Consider the following 16,887-nt stretch of genomic DNA (forward strand, 5'->3'; position numbering starts at 1 on the left):
GGAAATTTTCAAGTCTAAGCGAATACTCTAATACCCCAATACAAGAATTAGAATGATATCTTTTTTCAGTCCTCATTTTATTTCAAACAAATAAAAACAGCAAATCTTGTTGATTTACCGTTTAAAACATGATACAAGAAAACTCTCTAAAAATTTCTTTTATTCTATAAATCAACTAGAATAAGCTTCTTCAACCCTATTCGCTATATCTGGACTTACCTCCCAAATCCCAACATAGGGTTGCTCAATATACTGTTTTTCTTTCATAGTATATAGATAGGCTACACTATCATTTTCTTCATTCTGATGAGTAAATTTGATAATGATGTAATCTTTAACATTTGTCGGTTGATCATTGAAACTCTCCAAAGTTGTAGATTTGGACTGTTTCTGTATCTCCTCAATCAATTTTGAGATTTCTTCTCTCTTGGTTATAGTTTTAATATCTTCAGAGATTGTTTTCTGCAGGGAAATTACAGAGATCGTTTCAGGTTCAGGAAGAATAAGTTTTTTGTTACTAACGCAAGCAGATAAAACAAGAAAAGAGATTGAACAGACTATCATTATGATAATTTTTTCATATAGGCTCACTCCTTTCCATATTCCTGCTTCCTTACTCAGATACAATTATAATATCAAATCTTAGCAATTTTTACAATATCTTATTCCCTTATAAAATTCATTATTGTAAAAGTTTTACATTCAACTATTTTTTCATTGTAAAATAAAGTAGCCGATAAATTCTCTTCTTACATATGGTTTTAAAATATGGGTACCAAAATGGGTATCAAAATAAAAAAATAGGCTCTCCGAAAACTCGGAAAGCCTTATTTAATGCTACTTCTAGCTTCCTCGCCTTTATATTTTAAGGCTCGGGATAAAAAGGTTCACTGGACCTTTTTATTTAGCGATTGGGTAAACAGAAACCTGCTTTTTATCGCGTCCTTTACGTTCAAAGCGTACTACGCCCTCAACTTTAGCGAACAAAGTATCGTCTCCACCACGTCCAACGTTTACACCTGGGTAGATGTGTGTACCACGTTGACGGTAAAGGATTGATCCACCTGTTACAGTTTGTCCGTCAGCTGCTTTAGCTCCAAGACGTTTCGCTTGTGAATCACGTCCGTTTGATGTAGAACCTCCACCTTTTTTGTGGGCGAAAAGTTGCAAGTTGTTAAGAGTCATTTTTAACATAATGTTTTCCTCCGTGTTAGTTTTCTGTGATAACTCTGGTTTGGACGAACTCTGAAGAGTTCTCCGATAAGTTTGCCATACCTAAGAAAAATGATTCAAAGAATAACTGGGTCATTTCTCTCTGGTGTGAAGGAAGATCTTTTGGTATTTCAACCATCAGATAGCCACCTTCATCTTCGTTTAATTCTAGGATTGGTTCATAGCCTGCAAATTTCTCAATAGAATTGATAAAGTTAATGGCAAGCGTAGAAACCGATGCACACACGACATCAAAGCCGTATTCGCCACTCTCGGCGTGTCCAGTAATTTCCGCACTCCTCAGCTCGCCATCTTCGGCTCTCTCAAAGACTGCCTGTATCATGTGTTCTCCTTAAAATTAAGCGTTGATTGCGTTGATGACAACTTTTGTATATGGTTGACGGTGACCTTGTTTTCGGTGGCTACCTTTTTTAGGTTTGTACTTGTAAGTAACAACTTTCTTTTGTTTTCCTTGTTTTTCAACAGTTCCAACTACAGTAGCTCCAGCAACAAGTGGAGTTCCGACAACAGTGTTTTCACCACCAACAAGAACAACTTCGTTAAAAGTAACTTCTTGACCAGCTTCAACGTTCAATTTTTCAACGTAAACTGCTTGACCAACTTCAACTTTAACTTGTTTTCCGCCAGTTTTGATAATTGCGTATGTGCTCATTATGCACCTCCTATGATTTTTATGGGTTTCCCCGATTTTTTTGTGAAGACTCGCCTAGCATCGTGGGACAAACCACTTAAACTTGAATAATCAAGCAACGATGTTCGTGCGGTTGCACAGGAACGTGCATAGTCAACTCTTCAAGTATAGCATATCTCCTATTTTCTTACAAGTAATAACACCTAAAATGAAGCTTTTTCTTTTACTTTTTTCTGCCAAGAGGCAAAAAGCATGCTGAGGTAAAAAATGCTCATCATAATAGGAACACCAAGAATGGTCTTTTCATGATAGAAAATCGTCAAATAAGCCGAAAAGACAACGCCAAGGACAAAACTACTAAGCAGGCTAACAAATATGAACCCTTCACGCAAAAAAGGAGTGTGCTTGGTTCGGAAATAATCTCCAAAAGCCAGCATGGTCCGTTTGATATTTCCTGTCATAAAAGCGTTATTATAGGCAATACCCGATACTTCTCCAAAAGCAGTTGTCACCAGTCCCATACAGAAAGCCAAGGGCGGCACTAGATAGATATTATCTACAGTTTGCGGCACAAAACCAATAATGATTGATAAGATTGCCAAAGGAATCAATGACAGAATGGGCTTTTTCACAATTCTCAATTTTTCCTTATAAATCGTTAGTAAAAAGACCCCCATCATAAAAGCTAGCAATGTGAGAACCTTGTCCCTAACATCTGAAACATTATTTTGAATTAATTCTACTGAAAGAAAGACGACATTCCCAGTTTGTCCAGCTACAAGAGTATTCCCTCGCACAATAAAAGTATAGGCATCTACATATCCTGCACAAAAAGTCAAAAAAAGCGCTAGCCTCTTAGACTGACGTGATATTTTTCTTATAGGTAATAACCTCATTTTCCCTCCCATTTCATTTACTCATCTCATTATTGTACCACTTTCTTTGGAAAAGACCTAGTAGCTTATTTGAAATTTTTTCCCCTCTGTTGGATAGTCCCGTCTATCTATGTTATAATGAAAGAAGGATTTGAAATTGGAAAAGGAGTAACTATGCTTAAATTAGGTGTCATCGGAACAGGGGCTATCAGCCACCACTTCATAGAAGCAGCCCATACCAGTGGAGAATACAAGATGGTCGCAGTTTATTCTAGAAAGATAGAAACTGCAGCAACCTTTGCTTCTCGCTATCAGGATATCCAACTCTTTGATCAATTAGAGGACTTCTTCAAGAGCTCCTTTGATGTGGTCTATATTGCTAGTCCAAACTCCTTGCATTTTGCTCAGGCAAAAATTGCATTGTCTTCAAGTAAACACGTCATTCTTGAAAAGCCAGCTGTCACTCAGCCACAAGAATGGCTGGATTTGGTTCAAACAGCTAATAAAAATCACTGTTTTATCTTCGAAGCAGCTCGTAATTACCACGAAGAAGCTTTTACTACTATCAAAAACTTTTTAGCAGACAAGCAAATTTTGGGAGCAGATTTCAACTATGCCAAGTATTCTTCCAAAATGCCTAACTTGTTGACTGGGGAGACACCTAATGTCTTCTCAAATCGTTTTGCTGGCGGAGCCCTTATGGATTTGGGGATTTATCCTCTCTACGCTGCCGTTCGCCTCTTTGGAAAGGCTCAGGACGCGACCTACATGGCTCAACAGCTTGACAATAGCATGGACCTGAATGGAGATGGAATCCTCTTCTACCCAGACTATCAAGTTCATATCAAGGCAGGGAAAAACATCACTTCCAATCTTCCTTGCGAGATTTATACGACAGATGGTACCTTGACCCTCAACACCATCGAACATGTCAGCTCAGCTATTTTTACCGACCATCAAGGCAATCAAGTCCAACTCCCTATCCAACAGGCTCCTCATACGATGACTGAGGAAGTCGCTGCATTTGCACACATGATTCATCAACCAGATCTGAATCTCTACCAAACTTGGCTGGAAGATGCAAGTTCAGTTCATGAGCTACTTTATACCATGCGCCAGACTGCTGGCATTAGATTTGAGGCAGAAAAATGAAAACCAAACTACCGACTGAATGGCAAGAACTGAGTGACCAACTCGGTTTCCAAGAATTTACCCCCATTCAAACTCAACTATTTGAACCCCTTCTTGCGGGAGAAAATCTTCTAGGAGTGAGCCCAACAGGAACTGGTAAGACCCTAGCTTACCTCCTACCAAGTCTTCTCAGACTACAAAAGAAAAAAGCCCAACAACTCTTGATTCTAGCACCAAATACTGAGCTTGCTGGACAGATTTTTGATGTATGTAAAACGTGGACTGAAGCTATCGGCTTGACTGCTCAGCTCTTCTTATCAGGTTCGAGTCAGAAACGCCAGATTGAACGCCTAAAAAAAGGACCAGAAATTCTGATTGGAACTCCTGGCCGTATTTTTGAACTCATTAAACTGAAAAAAATCAAGATGATGAATGTGGAAACTATCATCCTGGATGAATTCGACCAATTGCTCGATGATTCTCAGATTCACTTTGTCGAGAAAATTACCCACTACGCACCGCGTGACCACCACCTGGTCTACATGAGTGCGACGACCAAGTTTGACCAAGAAAAGATTGCGCCTAACACGCGCACCATTGATCTCTCTGACCAAAAATTGGATAACATCCAACATTTCTATATGCAGGTAGACCAACGTCACCGAGTGGATATGCTACGAAAACTAGCTCATGTAGAAGATTTCCGTGGTCTGGTCTTCTTTAACAGCTTGTCAGATCTTGGAAGTGCAGAAGAAAAATTACAGTATCGTGATATCTTAGCTGTATCTCTAGCTAGTGATGTCAATGTTAAATTTAGAAAAGTTATCTTAGAAAAGTTTAAAGATAACCAACTGACCCTTCTTCTTGCAACAGACCTTTTGGCTCGTGGGATTGATATCGATAGCCTCGAATGTGTTGTAAACTTTGATGTCCCTAGAGATATCGAAATTTACACTCACCGTGCTGGCCGTACTGGCCGTATGGGCAAGGAAGGTTATGTTATCACTCTCGTCACCCATCCTGAAGAACTCAAAAAACTTAAGAAGTTTGCAGGTGTCCGTGAAATTGTCCTAAAAAATCAAGAACTCTACATCAAATAACCCCCCCTTTGCTCTATGCCCATCAAGTGTATAGAGCTTTTTTATGTAAACAATTCTTCAATTTTATACTCAATGAAAATCAAAGAGCAAACTAGGAAGCTAGCCCAGACTGTACTTGAGTACGGCAAGGTGACGCCGACGTGGGTTGAATTTGATTTTCATTGAGTATTAGTTCAATATTCGAAAAAAAGAACCTTGCAAAGCAAGATTCTTTTAGTGTCTGACTTAAATAATTGTTCTTCTGGGAACTAAATCGAATTAAGCTTCGATTTCTGTAACCATACCTGAACCAACAGTACGTCCACCCTCACGGATAGAGAATGTAGTACCTTGTTCTACGGCGATTGGGTGGATCAACTCAACGTCGATTGTCACGTTATCACCAGGCATTACCATTTCAGTACCTGCTGGAAGTTCGATTGAACCTGTAACGTCAGTAGTACGGAAGTAGAATTGTGGACGGTAGTTGTTGAAGAATGGAGTGTGACGTCCACCTTCTTCTTTAGTAAGGATGTAGACTTCACCTTTGAATTTAGTGTGTGGGTTGATTGAACCTGGTTTAGCGATAACTTGTCCACGTTCGATTTCATCACGTTGAACACCACGAAGAAGGACACCTACGTTATCTCCGGCAAGACCTTCATCAAGTTGTTTACGGAACATTTCAACACCAGTAACGACTGCTTTTTGAGTTTCTTCTTTGATACCAACGATTTCGATTTCGTCGTTGACTTTAACGATACCACGGTCGATACGTCCTGAAGCAACTGTACCACGTCCAGTGATTGAGAATACGTCTTCGACTGGAAGAAGCAATGGTTTGTCAGTGTCACGTTCTGGTTCTGGGATGTACTCATCAACTGTGTTCATCAATTCCATAACGATGTCTTCGTATTTAGTGTCACCTTCAAGGGCTTTAAGAGCTGAACCTTGGATAACTGGAAGATCGTCACCTGGGAAGTCGTATTCTGACAATAGGTCACGGATTTCCATTTCAACCAATTCAAGCAATTCTTCGTCGTCAACCAAGTCAACTTTGTTCATGAAGACGATAAGGTGTTTAACACCAACCTGACGTGAAAGAAGGATGTGCTCACGAGTTTGTGGCATTGGTCCGTCAGTTGAAGCTACTACAAGGATAGCTCCGTCCATTTGAGCGGCACCAGTGATCATGTTTTTAACGTAGTCCGCGTGTCCTGGAGCGTCGATGTGAGCGTAGTGACGTTTTTCAGTTTCGTACTCAACGTGCGCAGTGTTGATTGTGATACCGCGTTCGCGTTCTTCTGGAGCAGCATCGATAGACGCATAGTCTTTAGGTTGGTTAACTGATGAAGGCAAGCGACGTGCCAAAACAGTTGTGATAGCTGCAGTTAGGGTAGTTTTACCGTGGTCAACGTGTCCGATAGTACCAATGTTAACGTGTGGTTTACTACGATCGTATTTTTCTTTTGCCATTTGAGTAAAAGCCTCCAATAAAATATATTTTATAGATAGACAGTAGGCAATACAGTCTAACTTTCCTTACTATTTTATCAAATTTCAGCTAAATTGCAAGTGTTTTACAAAGTTTTTGTGAATTATTCTTAATATGCTACTCCAAATGCTACTTCTACTCTTATCGCTTCTTTGATGAAAAAGAAAAATCAGGAATTGCCTGACTTTTACTTAGCTAATTCTCTTTCTCGTTCTTTCATTATTTTATGATTTTCATACAAACGTGACAAGAATTTAGAAATTTCTTTCAAGATAGAATAGGTTGGTACTGCGACAATCATACCAATGACACCATAGATATTACTTGATAACAAAAGTAATACTAAAATCGTAATTGGATGAACCTTCATCACTCCACCAACGATTCGAGGGTAAAGGATGTTTCCATCCACTTGTTGAATAATCAGCATATAAACAACTGCAATCAACATTCTATGGGGATCAGTAAAGACATTGGCGATAATCATCGGAATCAGCCCAATACTTGGGCCTACATAAGGAATGAGATTGGCTAATCCTGAAAAGATAGCGAAGACCAAAGCATATTTCAAACCGATTACGCTATATCCGATAAAGGCCAAACAGCCAATAATAATCGCATCAATGGCGACTCCACTAATATAGCGAGCGATTGTAGTATTCAAATTTTTTAAAAGACCTGTAATATGCAACTTATCTCGCTTTAAAACAGTACGCTCAAGCATCGGCAAGAATTTGTGACCATCTAACAAAAAATAAATTAAAAACACAGGTGTCATGATAATAATCAAAACTGTACTAAAGAGCGCAGATAAGACACTTCCAACACTATTTGTTACACTATTTAGGATATTCTGTAGAATATCTACATAGGAGAGATTTAACTGTTGAATAGTCGCTTGAATATCTAAATTTTGAAAGGCTGGATAGGTATCCACAATCAAATCTTGCAAACGACTGTAGATTGTCTGACTTGTTGCTATCAAACTGGTCAACTGATTAATCAAAATCGGTAAAAGATAGACTACCCCAATAACAAGGCCCCAGACCAAGGCACACAAGGTTAGTAGAATACCAATGATACGGTTAATTTTGAAATACTTTTGTAAAAAATTTACAATAGGATTGGTCAAATAATATAAAAAACCACCTAAAAGAAAGGGAATCATTATAGTGTTTGCGACACTTACAAAAGGCGTTATAATCCCACCCATCTGTCTCCATAAATAAAAGATGATGGTTAATAGTAAAATCTCACTGGTCCAAAAAAATAATTTATTCTTACGAAACATGAAGTACCTCCATTCATCTATTTTACCACACTTTCAAAAAAGCTTCTTTCTTATATCATGAAACTGGGAATATTTTTTTCTTTATGATAGAATAAACTTACTATGAAAAAAATAATTTTAACTCTCCTAAGCCTTTCCGTTATTGGGGCAGCATCTACTGTTGATGCTCAAGATTTTAATATTGCTGCTAAACATGCAATTGCTGTTGAGGCAAATACCGGTAAAATTCTCTATGAGAAAGATGCAACCCAGCCAGTTGAAATTGCTTCGATCACAAAATTGATTACTGTTTATCTTGTCTATGAAGCCTTGGAAAACGGTAGTATTACACTATCAACTCCGGTAGATATCTCTGATTATCCATACAAATTAACGACAAATTCTGAAGCGAGTAACGTTCCTATGGAGGCTCGTAATTATACCGTCGAACAACTACTGGAAGCAACCCTAGTATCCAGTGCTAACAGTGCAGCTATTGCGTTAGCTGAAAAAATTGCTGGCTCAGAAAAAGATTTCGTCGATATGATGAGGGCAAAGCTCTTGGAATGGGGCATTCAGGATGCCACTGTTGTCAATACGACGGGTCTTAACAATGAGACTTTAGGGGATAACATTTACCCAGGATCTAAAAAAGATGATGAAAACAAGCTCAGTGCTTATGATGTCGCTATCGTTGCTCGCAATCTCATCAAAAAATACCCACAAGTCTTGGAAATCACGAAAAAACCTTCTTCTACTTTTGCTGGAATGACAATCACTTCTACCAACTACATGTTAGAAGGTATGCCTGCTTATCGCGGTGGTTTTGATGGCCTTAAGACAGGAACAACAGATAAGGCTGGAGAGTCTTTTGTTGGTACTACAGTCGAAAAAGGGATGAGGGTTATCACAGTTGTTTTGAACGCAGACCATCAAGACAATAATCCTTACGCTCGCTTCACAGCTACATCGTCACTAATGGATTATATCTCTTCTACATTCACGCTTCGTAAAATCGTTCAAAAAGGCGATGCCTACCAAGATAGTAAAGCTCCTGTACAAGATGGAAAAGAAGATGCGGTCACTGCCGTTGCCAAAGATGATATCACTCTTATTGAACGTGTTGGGGGACAATCGTCCCAAACTATTCAATTCACACCTGATTCTAAGGCAATACCAGCACCACTTGAAGCCGGAACTGTGGTTGGACATTTGACTTATGAAGACAAGGACTTGATTGGTCAAGGTTACATCACCACAGAACGTCCTAGTTTTGAAATGGTAGCAGAAAAGAAAGTTGAAAAAGCCTTCTTCTTAAAAGTTTGGTGGAATCAGTTTATCCGCTTCATCAACGAAAAATTATAAAAAATCGCGATTTTAAACCGCGATTTTTTGTTACAAGTTCATCTTCAAAATCCTTGATTATGGGTAAATATAAAAACAAATTTTACCCAACTGATCCTTCCATCTCATAGCTAATCAAGCGGTTCAGCTCAACTGCATATTCCATTGGAAGTTCTTTTGTGAAGGGTTCTACAAATCCCATAACAATCATCTCTGTTGCCTCAGATTCTGACAAGCCACGGCTCATGAGGTAATAGAGTTGTTCTTCTGAAATCTTAGAAACCTTAGCTTCGTGTTCCAAAGCAACTTGCGAGTTATGAATTTCATTAAATGGAATAGTATCTGATGCTGATAAGTCATCCATGATAATGGTGTCACACTCGATGTGAGAAACAGATTTCTTAGAGTTTTTGTTAAAGGTTACTTGTCCACGGTAGTCCACCTTTCCTCCGCCTTTAGCGATGGATTTAGACACGATAGACGAACTTGTATGTGGAGCATTGTGGATCATCTTAGCACCAGTGTCTTGGTGTTGTCCTGCATTAGCAAAGGCGATAGAGAGCATAGTACCACGCGCCCCTTCTCCATCTAGGTAAACGGATGGATATTTCATGGTTGTTTTGGCACCCAAGTTTCCATCGATCCACTCAACAGTGGCATCCTTTTGAGCCTTAGCACGTTTTGTTACCAAGTTATAAACGTTATCAGACCAGTTTTGAATAGTCGTATAACGCATATAAGCTCCGTCCAAGGCGAAGATTTCTACGATGGCCGCATGCAAGCTGTTGCTTGAATAAGTTGGTGCCGTACATCCTTCTACGTAGTGAACACTCGCTCCCTCGTCAACGATAATCAAGGTACGTTCGAACTGACCTGTATTTTCGTTGTTGATACGGAAGTAAGTTTGAAGCGGAATATCTACCTTAACACCTTTTGGTACGTAGATAAATGTTCCACCTGACCATACTGCTGAGTTGAGGGCAGCCAACTTGTTATCTGTCGGCGGTACCAACTTGGCAAAGTATTGTTTAAACAAGTCTGGGTATTCCTTGAGGGCAGAATCTGTATCTGTAAAGATAATCCCCAATTTCTGGAACTCTTCCTTCATGTTGTGGTAAACCACTTCTGACTCATACTGAGCAGAGGCACCAGCTAGATAAGCACGCTCAGCTTCAGGAATCCCGATACGCTCAAAGGTTTCTTTAATTTTTTCAGGAACTTCATCCCAAGAGCGAGCAGGTTTATCAGATGGTTTTTGGTAGTAGATCAAGTCATCAAAGTCAATCTCTGATAAGTCTGCTCCCCATGTTTGCATGGGCATTTTTTTAAAGGTTTCATAAGACTTCAAACGGAATTCTAACATCCACTCAGGTTCTCCCTTAGCAGCCGATAATTCGCGAATGACATCTTCGTTTAATCCTTTTCCTGTCGATAGGACAGGCTCTACATCATCATGGAAACCAAATTTATATTCACCAAGATCAATTGGTTTTGGTTCTACTCTTTCTTCAGCCATAATATCCTTTCTTTCATTCTTCAGTTTTACTGATTCATAAGACATAAGAAGCTTGTCTTACTGTTTTTCTTGATTTTCAATTGTTTTCTTCAGGGCATTCCAAGCTAGGGTTGCACACTTAATTCGTTGAGGGAATTTGGCAACACCTGACAAGAAGGCTGCATCGCCAAGTTTGTCTTGACGTTCATCTTTTTGCCCTTGAACCATTTCAGAAAAAATGGTCGCAAGTTCTAATATTTCTTGTTTGGTTTTTCCTAAAACGGCATCTGTCATCATGCTTGCAGAGGCAGTCGAGATGGTGCAACCTGAGTTTAGAAAAGCGATATCCTCCAAGCGGTCTTCTGCATCAAACTTGACAGAGAGATTGATGACATCTCCACAGGTCGGATTATTGAGACTGATTTGTTCAGCGTCTTCTAACTTCCCTTGATGATGTGGATTTTTCGAATGGTCTGCTACCACTGCCATATAAAGGCTATCTAGTTTAGAAAGTGCCATTGAAAAACTCCTTTGTCTTTTGTAAGGCATCGACTAGCTTGTCGCAATCTGCCTTGGTATTGTAAATATAAAAACTTGCGCGAGCTGTTGCTGGGACATCCAAATACTGGAGCAAAGGTTGCGCACAATGGTGACCTGCTCGAACTGCCACACCTTCATAATCCAGAGCTGTAGCAAGGTCGTGAGGATGAAGATTCCCAAGGTTAAAGGCAATGACACCTGAACGTTGAGACAAGTCCTGCGAACCATAAATGGTCAATCCTTCTATCGCCTGCAATTTTGGATAGACATACGAGATTAATTCCTGCTCATGAGCTTCAATGGTATCCATACCAATCTTTTCCAGATAATCCACTGCTGCAGCTAGTCCGATAGCACCTGCCATATTTGGTGTTCCAGCCTCAAATTTCCAAGGCAACTCCTTCCAGCTAGCAGATTGCTCATAGACGAAATCAATCATCTCACCGCCAAATTCAACTGGTGACATTTGCTCCAGATACTTTTCTTTGCCATAAAGAACACCGATACCAGTCGGACCAGCCATCTTGTGACCTGAAAAGGCAAAGAAGTCCACATCCAAGTCCTGGACATCGATCTTCATATGAGGCGTAGATTGAGCACCATCCACCACCATGATGGCTCCAACTTGGTGGGCCATTTGCGTGATTTCTTTAATCGGATTGACTACACCCAGAACATTTGAGGCGTGAGCTAGGGAAACAAACTTGACTCTATCAGTCAATTTAGCTCGCAAATCATCCATATCCAGAGCTCCGTCCTTGAGATAGACATAGACAAGCTCTGCCCCAGTCTTACGGCAGGCTTCCTGCCATGGAATGATATTGGAATGGTGTTCCATGACGGAAATCAAGACCTGGTCTCCCTCAGTCAAGACTTCCTCAGCAAAGCGCGCTACCCAGTTCAGACTGGTCGTCGTTCCTCTAGTGAAGAGAACTTCCTTTATTGAGCCTGCATTGATAAACTTACGAATGGTTTCACGAGCTGCTTCATAAGATGCTGTTGCTCGTTCAGCCAAGGTATGAACCCCACGGTGAACATTGGCATTGTCCTGCTCATAGTAGCGGTTAATCGTCTCCAGAACTGCTAGTGGTTTTTGTGTCGTCGCAGCATTGTCCAAATAAACCAATGGTTCATCATTAACAATCTGGTCTAAAATTGGAAAATCCTTGCGAATCGCTTCTACATCTAACATAGGCTACCCCTTAGCGTTTTGACAATTTTTCTTCGATCGTTGCAATCATTTCATCACGAACTTCCTTGACTGGAATCTCAACGATGACGGATCCAAGGAAACCACGAACAACCAAGCGTTCTGCAGTTGCCTTATCCAAACCACGGCTCATGAGGTAGTACATGTCTTCTGGATCTACCTGACCGATAGAAGCCGCGTGTCCTGCAGTAACATCATTTTCATCAATCAAAAGAATTGGATTGGCATCTGAACGCGCTTGGTCTGACAGCATAAGAACACGGCTCTCTTGTTGGGCATCTGCTCCCTTGGCACCCTTGATAATGTGGCCAATACCATTGAAGGTCAAGGTTGCTTTTTCAAGAATAACCCCATGTTGAAGGATATTCCCGATTGAGTTGCAACCATAGTTAGTTACTCGGGTATCAATCCCTTGTACCTGACGGCCACTTGAAAGAGCTACAACTTTCAGGTCAGCATGGCTACCGTTACCAATCAAGTCGCTATCAAAGTCCGCAACGACGTTCCCTTCGTTCATGACACCGATTGCCCAGTCAATGCTTGCATCGTTGCCTAATTTACCACGACGGCTAATGTAAGCAGTGACGTTTTCACCTAGACGGTCAATCGCAGCAAACTTGACTTGCGCACCAGAACGTGCAATCACTTCAACTGTGATATTTGCAGTTGCCTTAGCACTACCTCCACCACGTGACTCTAAACGCTCCAGATAACTAATCTTACTGTTCTTACCAGCGATAATCATAATATGCTTGTTAAACGGCACATCACTATCGCTGTCTTGATAGAAAATTCCTTCGATTGGTTCTTTAATCTCAACGTTATCAGGAATATAGAGAACAGCACCACTATTGAAATAAGCTGTATGGTAGGCTGCCAACTTGTCATCGTCATACTTAACAGATGACATGAAGAATTCTTCGATCAGCTCTGGAATTTCTTCTAAAGCTGAGTGGAAGTCTGTAAAGACGACACCCTGTTCAGCCAATTCAACTGGAATTTGCTCAAAAACAGTTTGAGTTCCTACTTGTACCAACCTCAAGTGATTATCTAGAGCTGTGAAATCTGGAACATTTGCTGATGGCTTACTTTCTGTAATCGTTCCATCACCCAGATTCCAACGGTGGAATTTGACACGCTCAATAACTGGTAATTCCAAAGTCTCAATCTTGTCAAAAGCTTTTTGACGGAGGTCAGCCAACCAGCTTGGTTCAGCGTGCATTTCTGAAAAAAGTTTAATATTTTCTTTAGTCATTTACTTCTCCTAAAAGATACGAGGGAATTACAATTCTTCCTTGTAGTCGTAGCCAAGTTCTTCAGCTAGTTTTGCGTATCCTTCACGTTCCAAACGTGCAGCCAATTCTGGACCACCTGAAAGGACAACACGCCCTTCCATCATCACGTGTACCACATCAGGTGTGATGTAGTTCAAAAGACGTTGGTAGTGAGTGATAATCATAGCACCAAAGCCTTCACCACGCATGGCATTCACACCTTTAGACACAACTTTAAGGGCATCAATATCAAGACCAGAGTCAATCTCATCCAAAAGGGCAAAAGTTGGTTCCAACATCAAAAGTTGAAGAATCTCATTACGTTTTTTCTCACCACCAGAGAAACCTTCGTTGAGGTAACGCTCAGCCATTTCTTCTTTCATGTTGAGCAATTCCATCTTTTCATCTAGCTTAGTGATGAACTCGCGAACTGAAATCTTCTCATCGTCTTCTTTACCAGCATTCATGGCTGCACGAAGAAACTCAGCGTTAGTAATACCAGGAATTTCTGATGGATATTGCATAGCAAGGAAAAGTCCCATACGCGCACGCTCGTCCACTTCCAACTCAAGGATGTTTACGCCATCAAACAAGACTTCACCTTTGGTAACTTCATAGTTTGGATTTCCCATGATAGCGGCAGAAAGAGTCGATTTACCAGTACCATTTGGTCCCATGATAGCGGCGATTTCTCCTGTTTTCAGGGTCAGGTTAACCCCTTTTAAAATTTCTTTTCCTTCAATCTCAACGTGAAGATCTTTGATCTCTAATACTGACATGATAGTTCCTTTCTTTTTCAAAGCCTTTACAGTGCTCACTAGAAACATACTTGATTTCCCTAGAAAATACGGTAAAAGGTCAATAAATATACTTTTATAGTATAACAAAAAAAAGCCTAAAAGGCTTTGATTTTGTCTAGAAGCTGAGGACTAGTCTTTTCCTTTTAAATGCTGGTCAATGACATCTACAATCTTGCCCATCAAGTAACTAACTCGGAAATTTCTAAAGAGCAAAATGGCCCAAAAGGCTGCCATAATATAGCGACCAGTCATCCAGGCTTCATTGAAAAAATAGGTCTCAGCAGCTGTAAACAGCGCGATGATAATAAATTGTTGTCTATTCATAAACTTATTGTATCATGAAATCTTTCTTTAGTCTTCCTCTACCTTCACTTTATCAGCCAAAAATTCAAATCCTTCTGGAATCAGGCTTTCTTCTGCTTCTTTTTCAGTTTGAGAAGATTTGGCTTTGGCTGAAAAGGCTGCGCGAACTTCTTTCCATTCCTCCATGGAAATAGCTAAAATCTCAGGTGAAAAACCTGCTGCCTGACTGAGGATGTTACCAAACATGGTGTTGAGATTGTCCCGTTTCATGGTTTGACCAGCATTGAAGTTAGACTCAAAAGCAAGAATAGCATGGTGTTCATTGGCCGCAACTGGTTGAGATCCGACTAGAAGAGCCTTGTCCGGCCCCCCTAGACTTTCAATTACTTCTCCCCAGGCATTCTGCAAACGAATCAGATTTTGACGTGCTAAATCAGGATTTTCAACGGCCTCTTGTAGGATCGATTGAACTTTATTGCGATCCACACGATAGATTGTCTTGCCCGTTGCTGGGCGACTAGGAGCTGGATTTGTTGGCTTAGATACGGTTCCCACATTTGCGAGTTCTTGTTTGAGACGGGCAATTTCCTGTCTCAGTGCAGAAATTTCACTTTCAACTGCCCCAGAAAGAGCTGGTTCAGGCTTAATCTCTGCCAAACGGATAGTCATCATCTCAGCATAAATCTTAGGCTGCAAACTAGACTTAATATCTGCTAAACTGACTGTCGCCAAGCGAATCATTTCAAACAGATTTTCTTGAGGAAGTGCCAAATTTTCTACAAAGACTGGACTATGATGAGTATTTTCTCCACCTGTTTGAACAATTAACAAATCTCTTAAATAGTGTAAAAGTTCGGTCACAAAACGAGTCATGCTCTTACCATTGTCAAAGAGAAGATTCAAGCATGCTAGGGCCTTTGGAACATCCTGTTGAGACAAGGCTGCCACATAATCATCCAAGGCTGATAGGCTAATAGTGCCAGTAATTTCTTCAGAGATGGCAGTCGTCAGCTCGTTTCCCTGTGTCAAACTCAAGGCTTGATCCAAAATAGACAAGGCATCTCGCATTCCACCTTCAGCCCGTCTAGCAATGATTTCCACAGCCTCTGGTTCAGAACTGATATTTTCTTTGTCTAAGATATAGTGAATATGTTCCTTAATATCCTGTGTCTTAATCGATTTAAATTCAAAACGTTGCACACGGGATAGAATAGTCGCAGGTATCTTGTGCAATTCAGTAGTAGCCAAAATAAAGACCACATTCTGTGTTGGCTCTTCTAACGTCTTTAGGAGGGCATTAAAAGCTCCTGTAGACAGCATGTGAACCTCATCTATGATGTAAACCTTATAACGGGCAAGACTAGGAGCGTAGGTAGATTTATCACGAATTTCGCGAATTTCATCCACCCCATTATTAGAAGCCGCATCCATTTCAATGACATCTTCTAAACTACCATCCGTCACTGCCTGACAAATATAGCAGTTATTACAAGGTTCACCACCCACTTGATTTGGACAGTTCATAGCTTTAGCAAAAATCTTAGCCACACTGGTTTTTCCCGTTCCACGAGGACCCGAAAAAAGATAAGCGTGACTTATTTTCTCTTGCTCCACTGCTTGTTTAAGAGTCTTAGCCACAACTTCCTGTCCAACCAACTGGGAGAAGTTTTGACTTCTATATTTTCGATAAAGTGCTTGATACATTAGGCTTTCTCCTCAAACATTGTAAAGTCCCATTCTGTCATTTCAAGCAAAATAGCGACAAATTGTTCCAAATAATCTCGATCCATAGCATCATAATCATCAATCTCTGAAGAATCAAGATCTAGAACTCCAAGTAATTGACCATTCTTAACCATCGGAACAACAATTTCACTTTTAGCTCGACTATCACAAGAAATATAGTTGGGATAAGTCGTTACATCTCCAACAACAACGGTTTCCTGAAAATGAGCTGCCTCACCACAAACACCCTTGCCTAGCGCAATACGGATGCAGGAAACACCACCTTGGAAGGGACCTAAAACCAATTCCTTTCCATCGAACAAATAAAAGCCTGCAAATACGGTATTAGGGAAGCGTGATTTTAGAAGAGCACTGGCGTTGGAAAGATTAGCCAAAACATTGGTTTCACCATCCAATAAAAAAGAGAGACCCTCATTCAACATTTGATAACGTGATTTTTTTTTTGATTCTAACATAGGACT

18 protein-coding genes and 1 other annotated feature are annotated in these 16,887 nt (G+C 40.3%); of the genes, 3 read left to right on the plus strand and 15 right to left on the minus strand.

What is annotated here, in order from left to right; translation table 11 throughout:
- Positions 1-171: 171 nt before the first annotated feature.
- The 5 genes from ACLNCW_RS01125 to ACLNCW_RS01145 form a co-directional block, all read right to left on the minus strand.
- Positions 172-591: a DUF5301 domain-containing protein gene (locus tag ACLNCW_RS01125; protein ID WP_169829637.1), complete on the minus strand. Its 420-nt coding sequence runs from the start codon at positions 589-591 to the stop codon at positions 172-174.
- Positions 592-900: 309 nt separating this feature from the next.
- Positions 901-1,194: a 50S ribosomal protein L27 gene (rpmA, locus tag ACLNCW_RS01130; RefSeq protein ID WP_000916509.1), complete on the minus strand. Its 294-nt coding sequence runs from the start codon at positions 1,192-1,194 to the stop codon at positions 901-903.
- A 16-nt stretch (positions 1,195-1,210) separates the two neighbouring features.
- Positions 1,211-1,555, minus strand: coding sequence for a ribosomal-processing cysteine protease Prp (locus ACLNCW_RS01135; protein WP_000613694.1), 345 nt, complete (start codon positions 1,553-1,555; stop codon positions 1,211-1,213).
- A gap of 15 nt (positions 1,556-1,570) precedes the next feature.
- A complete protein-coding gene (gene rplU / locus ACLNCW_RS01140) occupies positions 1,571-1,885 on the minus strand; it encodes a 50S ribosomal protein L21 (protein WP_000109141.1) in 315 nt (104 codons plus the stop codon).
- Between the two features lie 36 nt (positions 1,886-1,921).
- Positions 1,922-2,009 (minus strand) — a sequence feature (ribosomal protein L21 leader region).
- A 58-nt stretch (positions 2,010-2,067) separates the two neighbouring features.
- Positions 2,068-2,772 carry a YoaK family protein gene (locus ACLNCW_RS01145; RefSeq protein ID WP_136936986.1) on the minus strand — a complete coding sequence of 235 codons (705 nt, stop codon included), beginning with the start codon at positions 2,770-2,772 and terminating at the stop codon, positions 2,068-2,070.
- A 141-nt stretch (positions 2,773-2,913) separates the two neighbouring features.
- Between ACLNCW_RS01145 and ACLNCW_RS01150 the strand changes: the two genes are divergently transcribed.
- The gene (locus ACLNCW_RS01150) at positions 2,914-3,891 is read left to right on the plus strand and encodes a Gfo/Idh/MocA family protein (RefSeq protein WP_424845221.1); all 978 of its coding nucleotides are present in this window, start codon (positions 2,914-2,916) and stop codon (positions 3,889-3,891) included.
- Positions 3,888-4,970, plus strand: coding sequence for a DEAD/DEAH box helicase (locus ACLNCW_RS01155; protein ID WP_023947787.1), 1,083 nt, complete (start codon positions 3,888-3,890; stop codon positions 4,968-4,970). Before ACLNCW_RS01150 ends, ACLNCW_RS01155 begins: the two co-directional genes overlap by 4 nt.
- A 258-nt stretch (positions 4,971-5,228) precedes the next feature.
- On the opposite strand, the gene tuf is transcribed toward ACLNCW_RS01155, so the two are convergent.
- Both tuf and ACLNCW_RS01165 read right to left on the minus strand, forming a co-directional pair.
- Positions 5,229-6,425, minus strand: coding sequence for an elongation factor Tu (gene tuf / locus ACLNCW_RS01160; RefSeq protein WP_001040726.1), 1,197 nt, complete (start codon positions 6,423-6,425; stop codon positions 5,229-5,231).
- 206 nt (positions 6,426-6,631) lie between these two features.
- Positions 6,632-7,735: an AI-2E family transporter gene (locus tag ACLNCW_RS01165; RefSeq protein ID WP_424845222.1), complete on the minus strand. Its 1,104-nt coding sequence runs from the start codon at positions 7,733-7,735 to the stop codon at positions 6,632-6,634.
- 102 nt (positions 7,736-7,837) lie between these two features.
- Here ACLNCW_RS01165 and pbp3 point away from each other — a divergent pair, with 102 nt between their 5' ends.
- On the plus strand, positions 7,838-9,079 hold the full coding sequence (gene pbp3, locus ACLNCW_RS01170) for a D-alanyl-D-alanine carboxypeptidase PBP3 (RefSeq protein WP_023947791.1): 1,242 nt from the start codon (positions 7,838-7,840) through the stop codon (positions 9,077-9,079).
- 82 nt (positions 9,080-9,161) lie between these two features.
- Here the strand turns inward: pbp3 and sufB are convergent, their stop codons facing one another.
- The 8 genes from sufB to ACLNCW_RS01210 all read right to left on the minus strand — a co-directional run bounded on the left by sufB (position 9,162) and on the right by ACLNCW_RS01210 (position 16,881).
- On the minus strand, positions 9,162-10,574 hold the full coding sequence (gene sufB / locus ACLNCW_RS01175) for a Fe-S cluster assembly protein SufB (RefSeq protein WP_000797054.1): 1,413 nt from the start codon (positions 10,572-10,574) through the stop codon (positions 9,162-9,164).
- A gap of 57 nt (positions 10,575-10,631) precedes the next feature.
- Positions 10,632-11,072 (minus strand): Fe-S cluster assembly sulfur transfer protein SufU, encoded by a 441-nt coding sequence (gene sufU, locus ACLNCW_RS01180; RefSeq protein WP_033684976.1) that lies wholly within the window; start codon positions 11,070-11,072, stop codon positions 10,632-10,634.
- Positions 11,059-12,285: a cysteine desulfurase gene (locus ACLNCW_RS01185; protein WP_033684975.1), complete on the minus strand. Its 1,227-nt coding sequence runs from the start codon at positions 12,283-12,285 to the stop codon at positions 11,059-11,061. Before ACLNCW_RS01185 ends, sufU begins: the two co-directional genes overlap by 14 nt.
- A 10-nt stretch (positions 12,286-12,295) precedes the next feature.
- Positions 12,296-13,558: a Fe-S cluster assembly protein SufD gene (gene sufD, locus ACLNCW_RS01190; RefSeq protein ID WP_424845223.1), complete on the minus strand. Its 1,263-nt coding sequence runs from the start codon at positions 13,556-13,558 to the stop codon at positions 12,296-12,298.
- A gap of 27 nt (positions 13,559-13,585) precedes the next feature.
- Positions 13,586-14,356, minus strand: a complete 771-nt coding sequence (gene sufC / locus ACLNCW_RS01195) for a Fe-S cluster assembly ATPase SufC (protein ID WP_000114489.1) — start codon at positions 14,354-14,356, stop codon at positions 13,586-13,588.
- A 150-nt stretch (positions 14,357-14,506) separates the two neighbouring features.
- Positions 14,507-14,701 carry a DUF3272 domain-containing protein gene (locus tag ACLNCW_RS01200; protein WP_001081602.1) on the minus strand — a complete coding sequence of 65 codons (195 nt, stop codon included), beginning with the start codon at positions 14,699-14,701 and terminating at the stop codon, positions 14,507-14,509.
- A gap of 27 nt (positions 14,702-14,728) precedes the next feature.
- Positions 14,729-16,384 (minus strand): DNA polymerase III subunit gamma/tau, encoded by a 1,656-nt coding sequence (gene dnaX / locus ACLNCW_RS01205; protein WP_023947793.1) that lies wholly within the window; start codon positions 16,382-16,384, stop codon positions 14,729-14,731.
- Complete coding sequence (locus ACLNCW_RS01210) at positions 16,384-16,881, minus strand: GAF domain-containing protein (protein ID WP_261082730.1); 498 nt, start codon at positions 16,879-16,881, stop codon at positions 16,384-16,386. Before ACLNCW_RS01210 ends, dnaX begins: the two co-directional genes overlap by 1 nt.
- Positions 16,882-16,887 lie beyond the last annotated feature (6 nt).

The sequence above is a fragment of the Streptococcus sp. CL6.22 genome, assembly GCF_049738055.1.
Classification (GTDB): domain Bacteria; phylum Bacillota; class Bacilli; order Lactobacillales; family Streptococcaceae; genus Streptococcus; species Streptococcus mitis_DJ.

Excerpts from the sequence above, each read along its gene's own strand:
- rpmA (WP_000916509.1), bottom strand. The coding sequence starts at position 1,194 with ATGTTAAAAATGACTCTTAACAACTTGCAACTTTTCGCCCACAAAAAA.
- ACLNCW_RS01135 (WP_000613694.1), bottom strand. The coding sequence starts at position 1,555 with ATGATACAGGCAGTCTTTGAGAGAGCCGAAGATGGCGAGCTGAGGAGT.
- rplU (WP_000109141.1), bottom strand. The coding sequence starts at position 1,885 with ATGAGCACATACGCAATTATCAAAACTGGCGGAAAACAAGTTAAAGTT.
- ACLNCW_RS01145 (WP_136936986.1), bottom strand. The coding sequence starts at position 2,772 with ATGGGAGGGAAAATGAGGTTATTACCTATAAGAAAAATATCACGTCAG.
- ACLNCW_RS01150 (WP_424845221.1), top strand. The coding sequence starts at position 2,914 with ATGCTTAAATTAGGTGTCATCGGAACAGGGGCTATCAGCCACCACTTC.
- ACLNCW_RS01155 (WP_023947787.1), top strand. The coding sequence starts at position 3,888 with ATGAAAACCAAACTACCGACTGAATGGCAAGAACTGAGTGACCAACTC.
- tuf (WP_001040726.1), bottom strand. The coding sequence starts at position 6,425 with ATGGCAAAAGAAAAATACGATCGTAGTAAACCACACGTTAACATTGGT.
- ACLNCW_RS01165 (WP_424845222.1), bottom strand. The coding sequence starts at position 7,735 with ATGTTTCGTAAGAATAAATTATTTTTTTGGACCAGTGAGATTTTACTA.
- pbp3 (WP_023947791.1), top strand. The coding sequence starts at position 7,838 with ATGAAAAAAATAATTTTAACTCTCCTAAGCCTTTCCGTTATTGGGGCA.
- sufB (WP_000797054.1), bottom strand. The coding sequence starts at position 10,574 with ATGGCTGAAGAAAGAGTAGAACCAAAACCAATTGATCTTGGTGAATAT.
- sufU (WP_033684976.1), bottom strand. The coding sequence starts at position 11,072 with ATGGCACTTTCTAAACTAGATAGCCTTTATATGGCAGTGGTAGCAGAC.
- ACLNCW_RS01185 (WP_033684975.1), bottom strand. The coding sequence starts at position 12,285 with ATGTTAGATGTAGAAGCGATTCGCAAGGATTTTCCAATTTTAGACCAG.
- sufD (WP_424845223.1), bottom strand. The coding sequence starts at position 13,558 with ATGACTAAAGAAAATATTAAACTTTTTTCAGAAATGCACGCTGAACCA.
- sufC (WP_000114489.1), bottom strand. The coding sequence starts at position 14,356 with ATGTCAGTATTAGAGATCAAAGATCTTCACGTTGAGATTGAAGGAAAA.
- ACLNCW_RS01200 (WP_001081602.1), bottom strand. The coding sequence starts at position 14,701 with ATGAATAGACAACAATTTATTATCATCGCGCTGTTTACAGCTGCTGAG.
- dnaX (WP_023947793.1), bottom strand. The coding sequence starts at position 16,384 with ATGTATCAAGCACTTTATCGAAAATATAGAAGTCAAAACTTCTCCCAG.
- ACLNCW_RS01210 (WP_261082730.1), bottom strand. The coding sequence starts at position 16,881 with ATGTTAGAATCAAAAAAAAAATCACGTTATCAAATGTTGAATGAGGGT.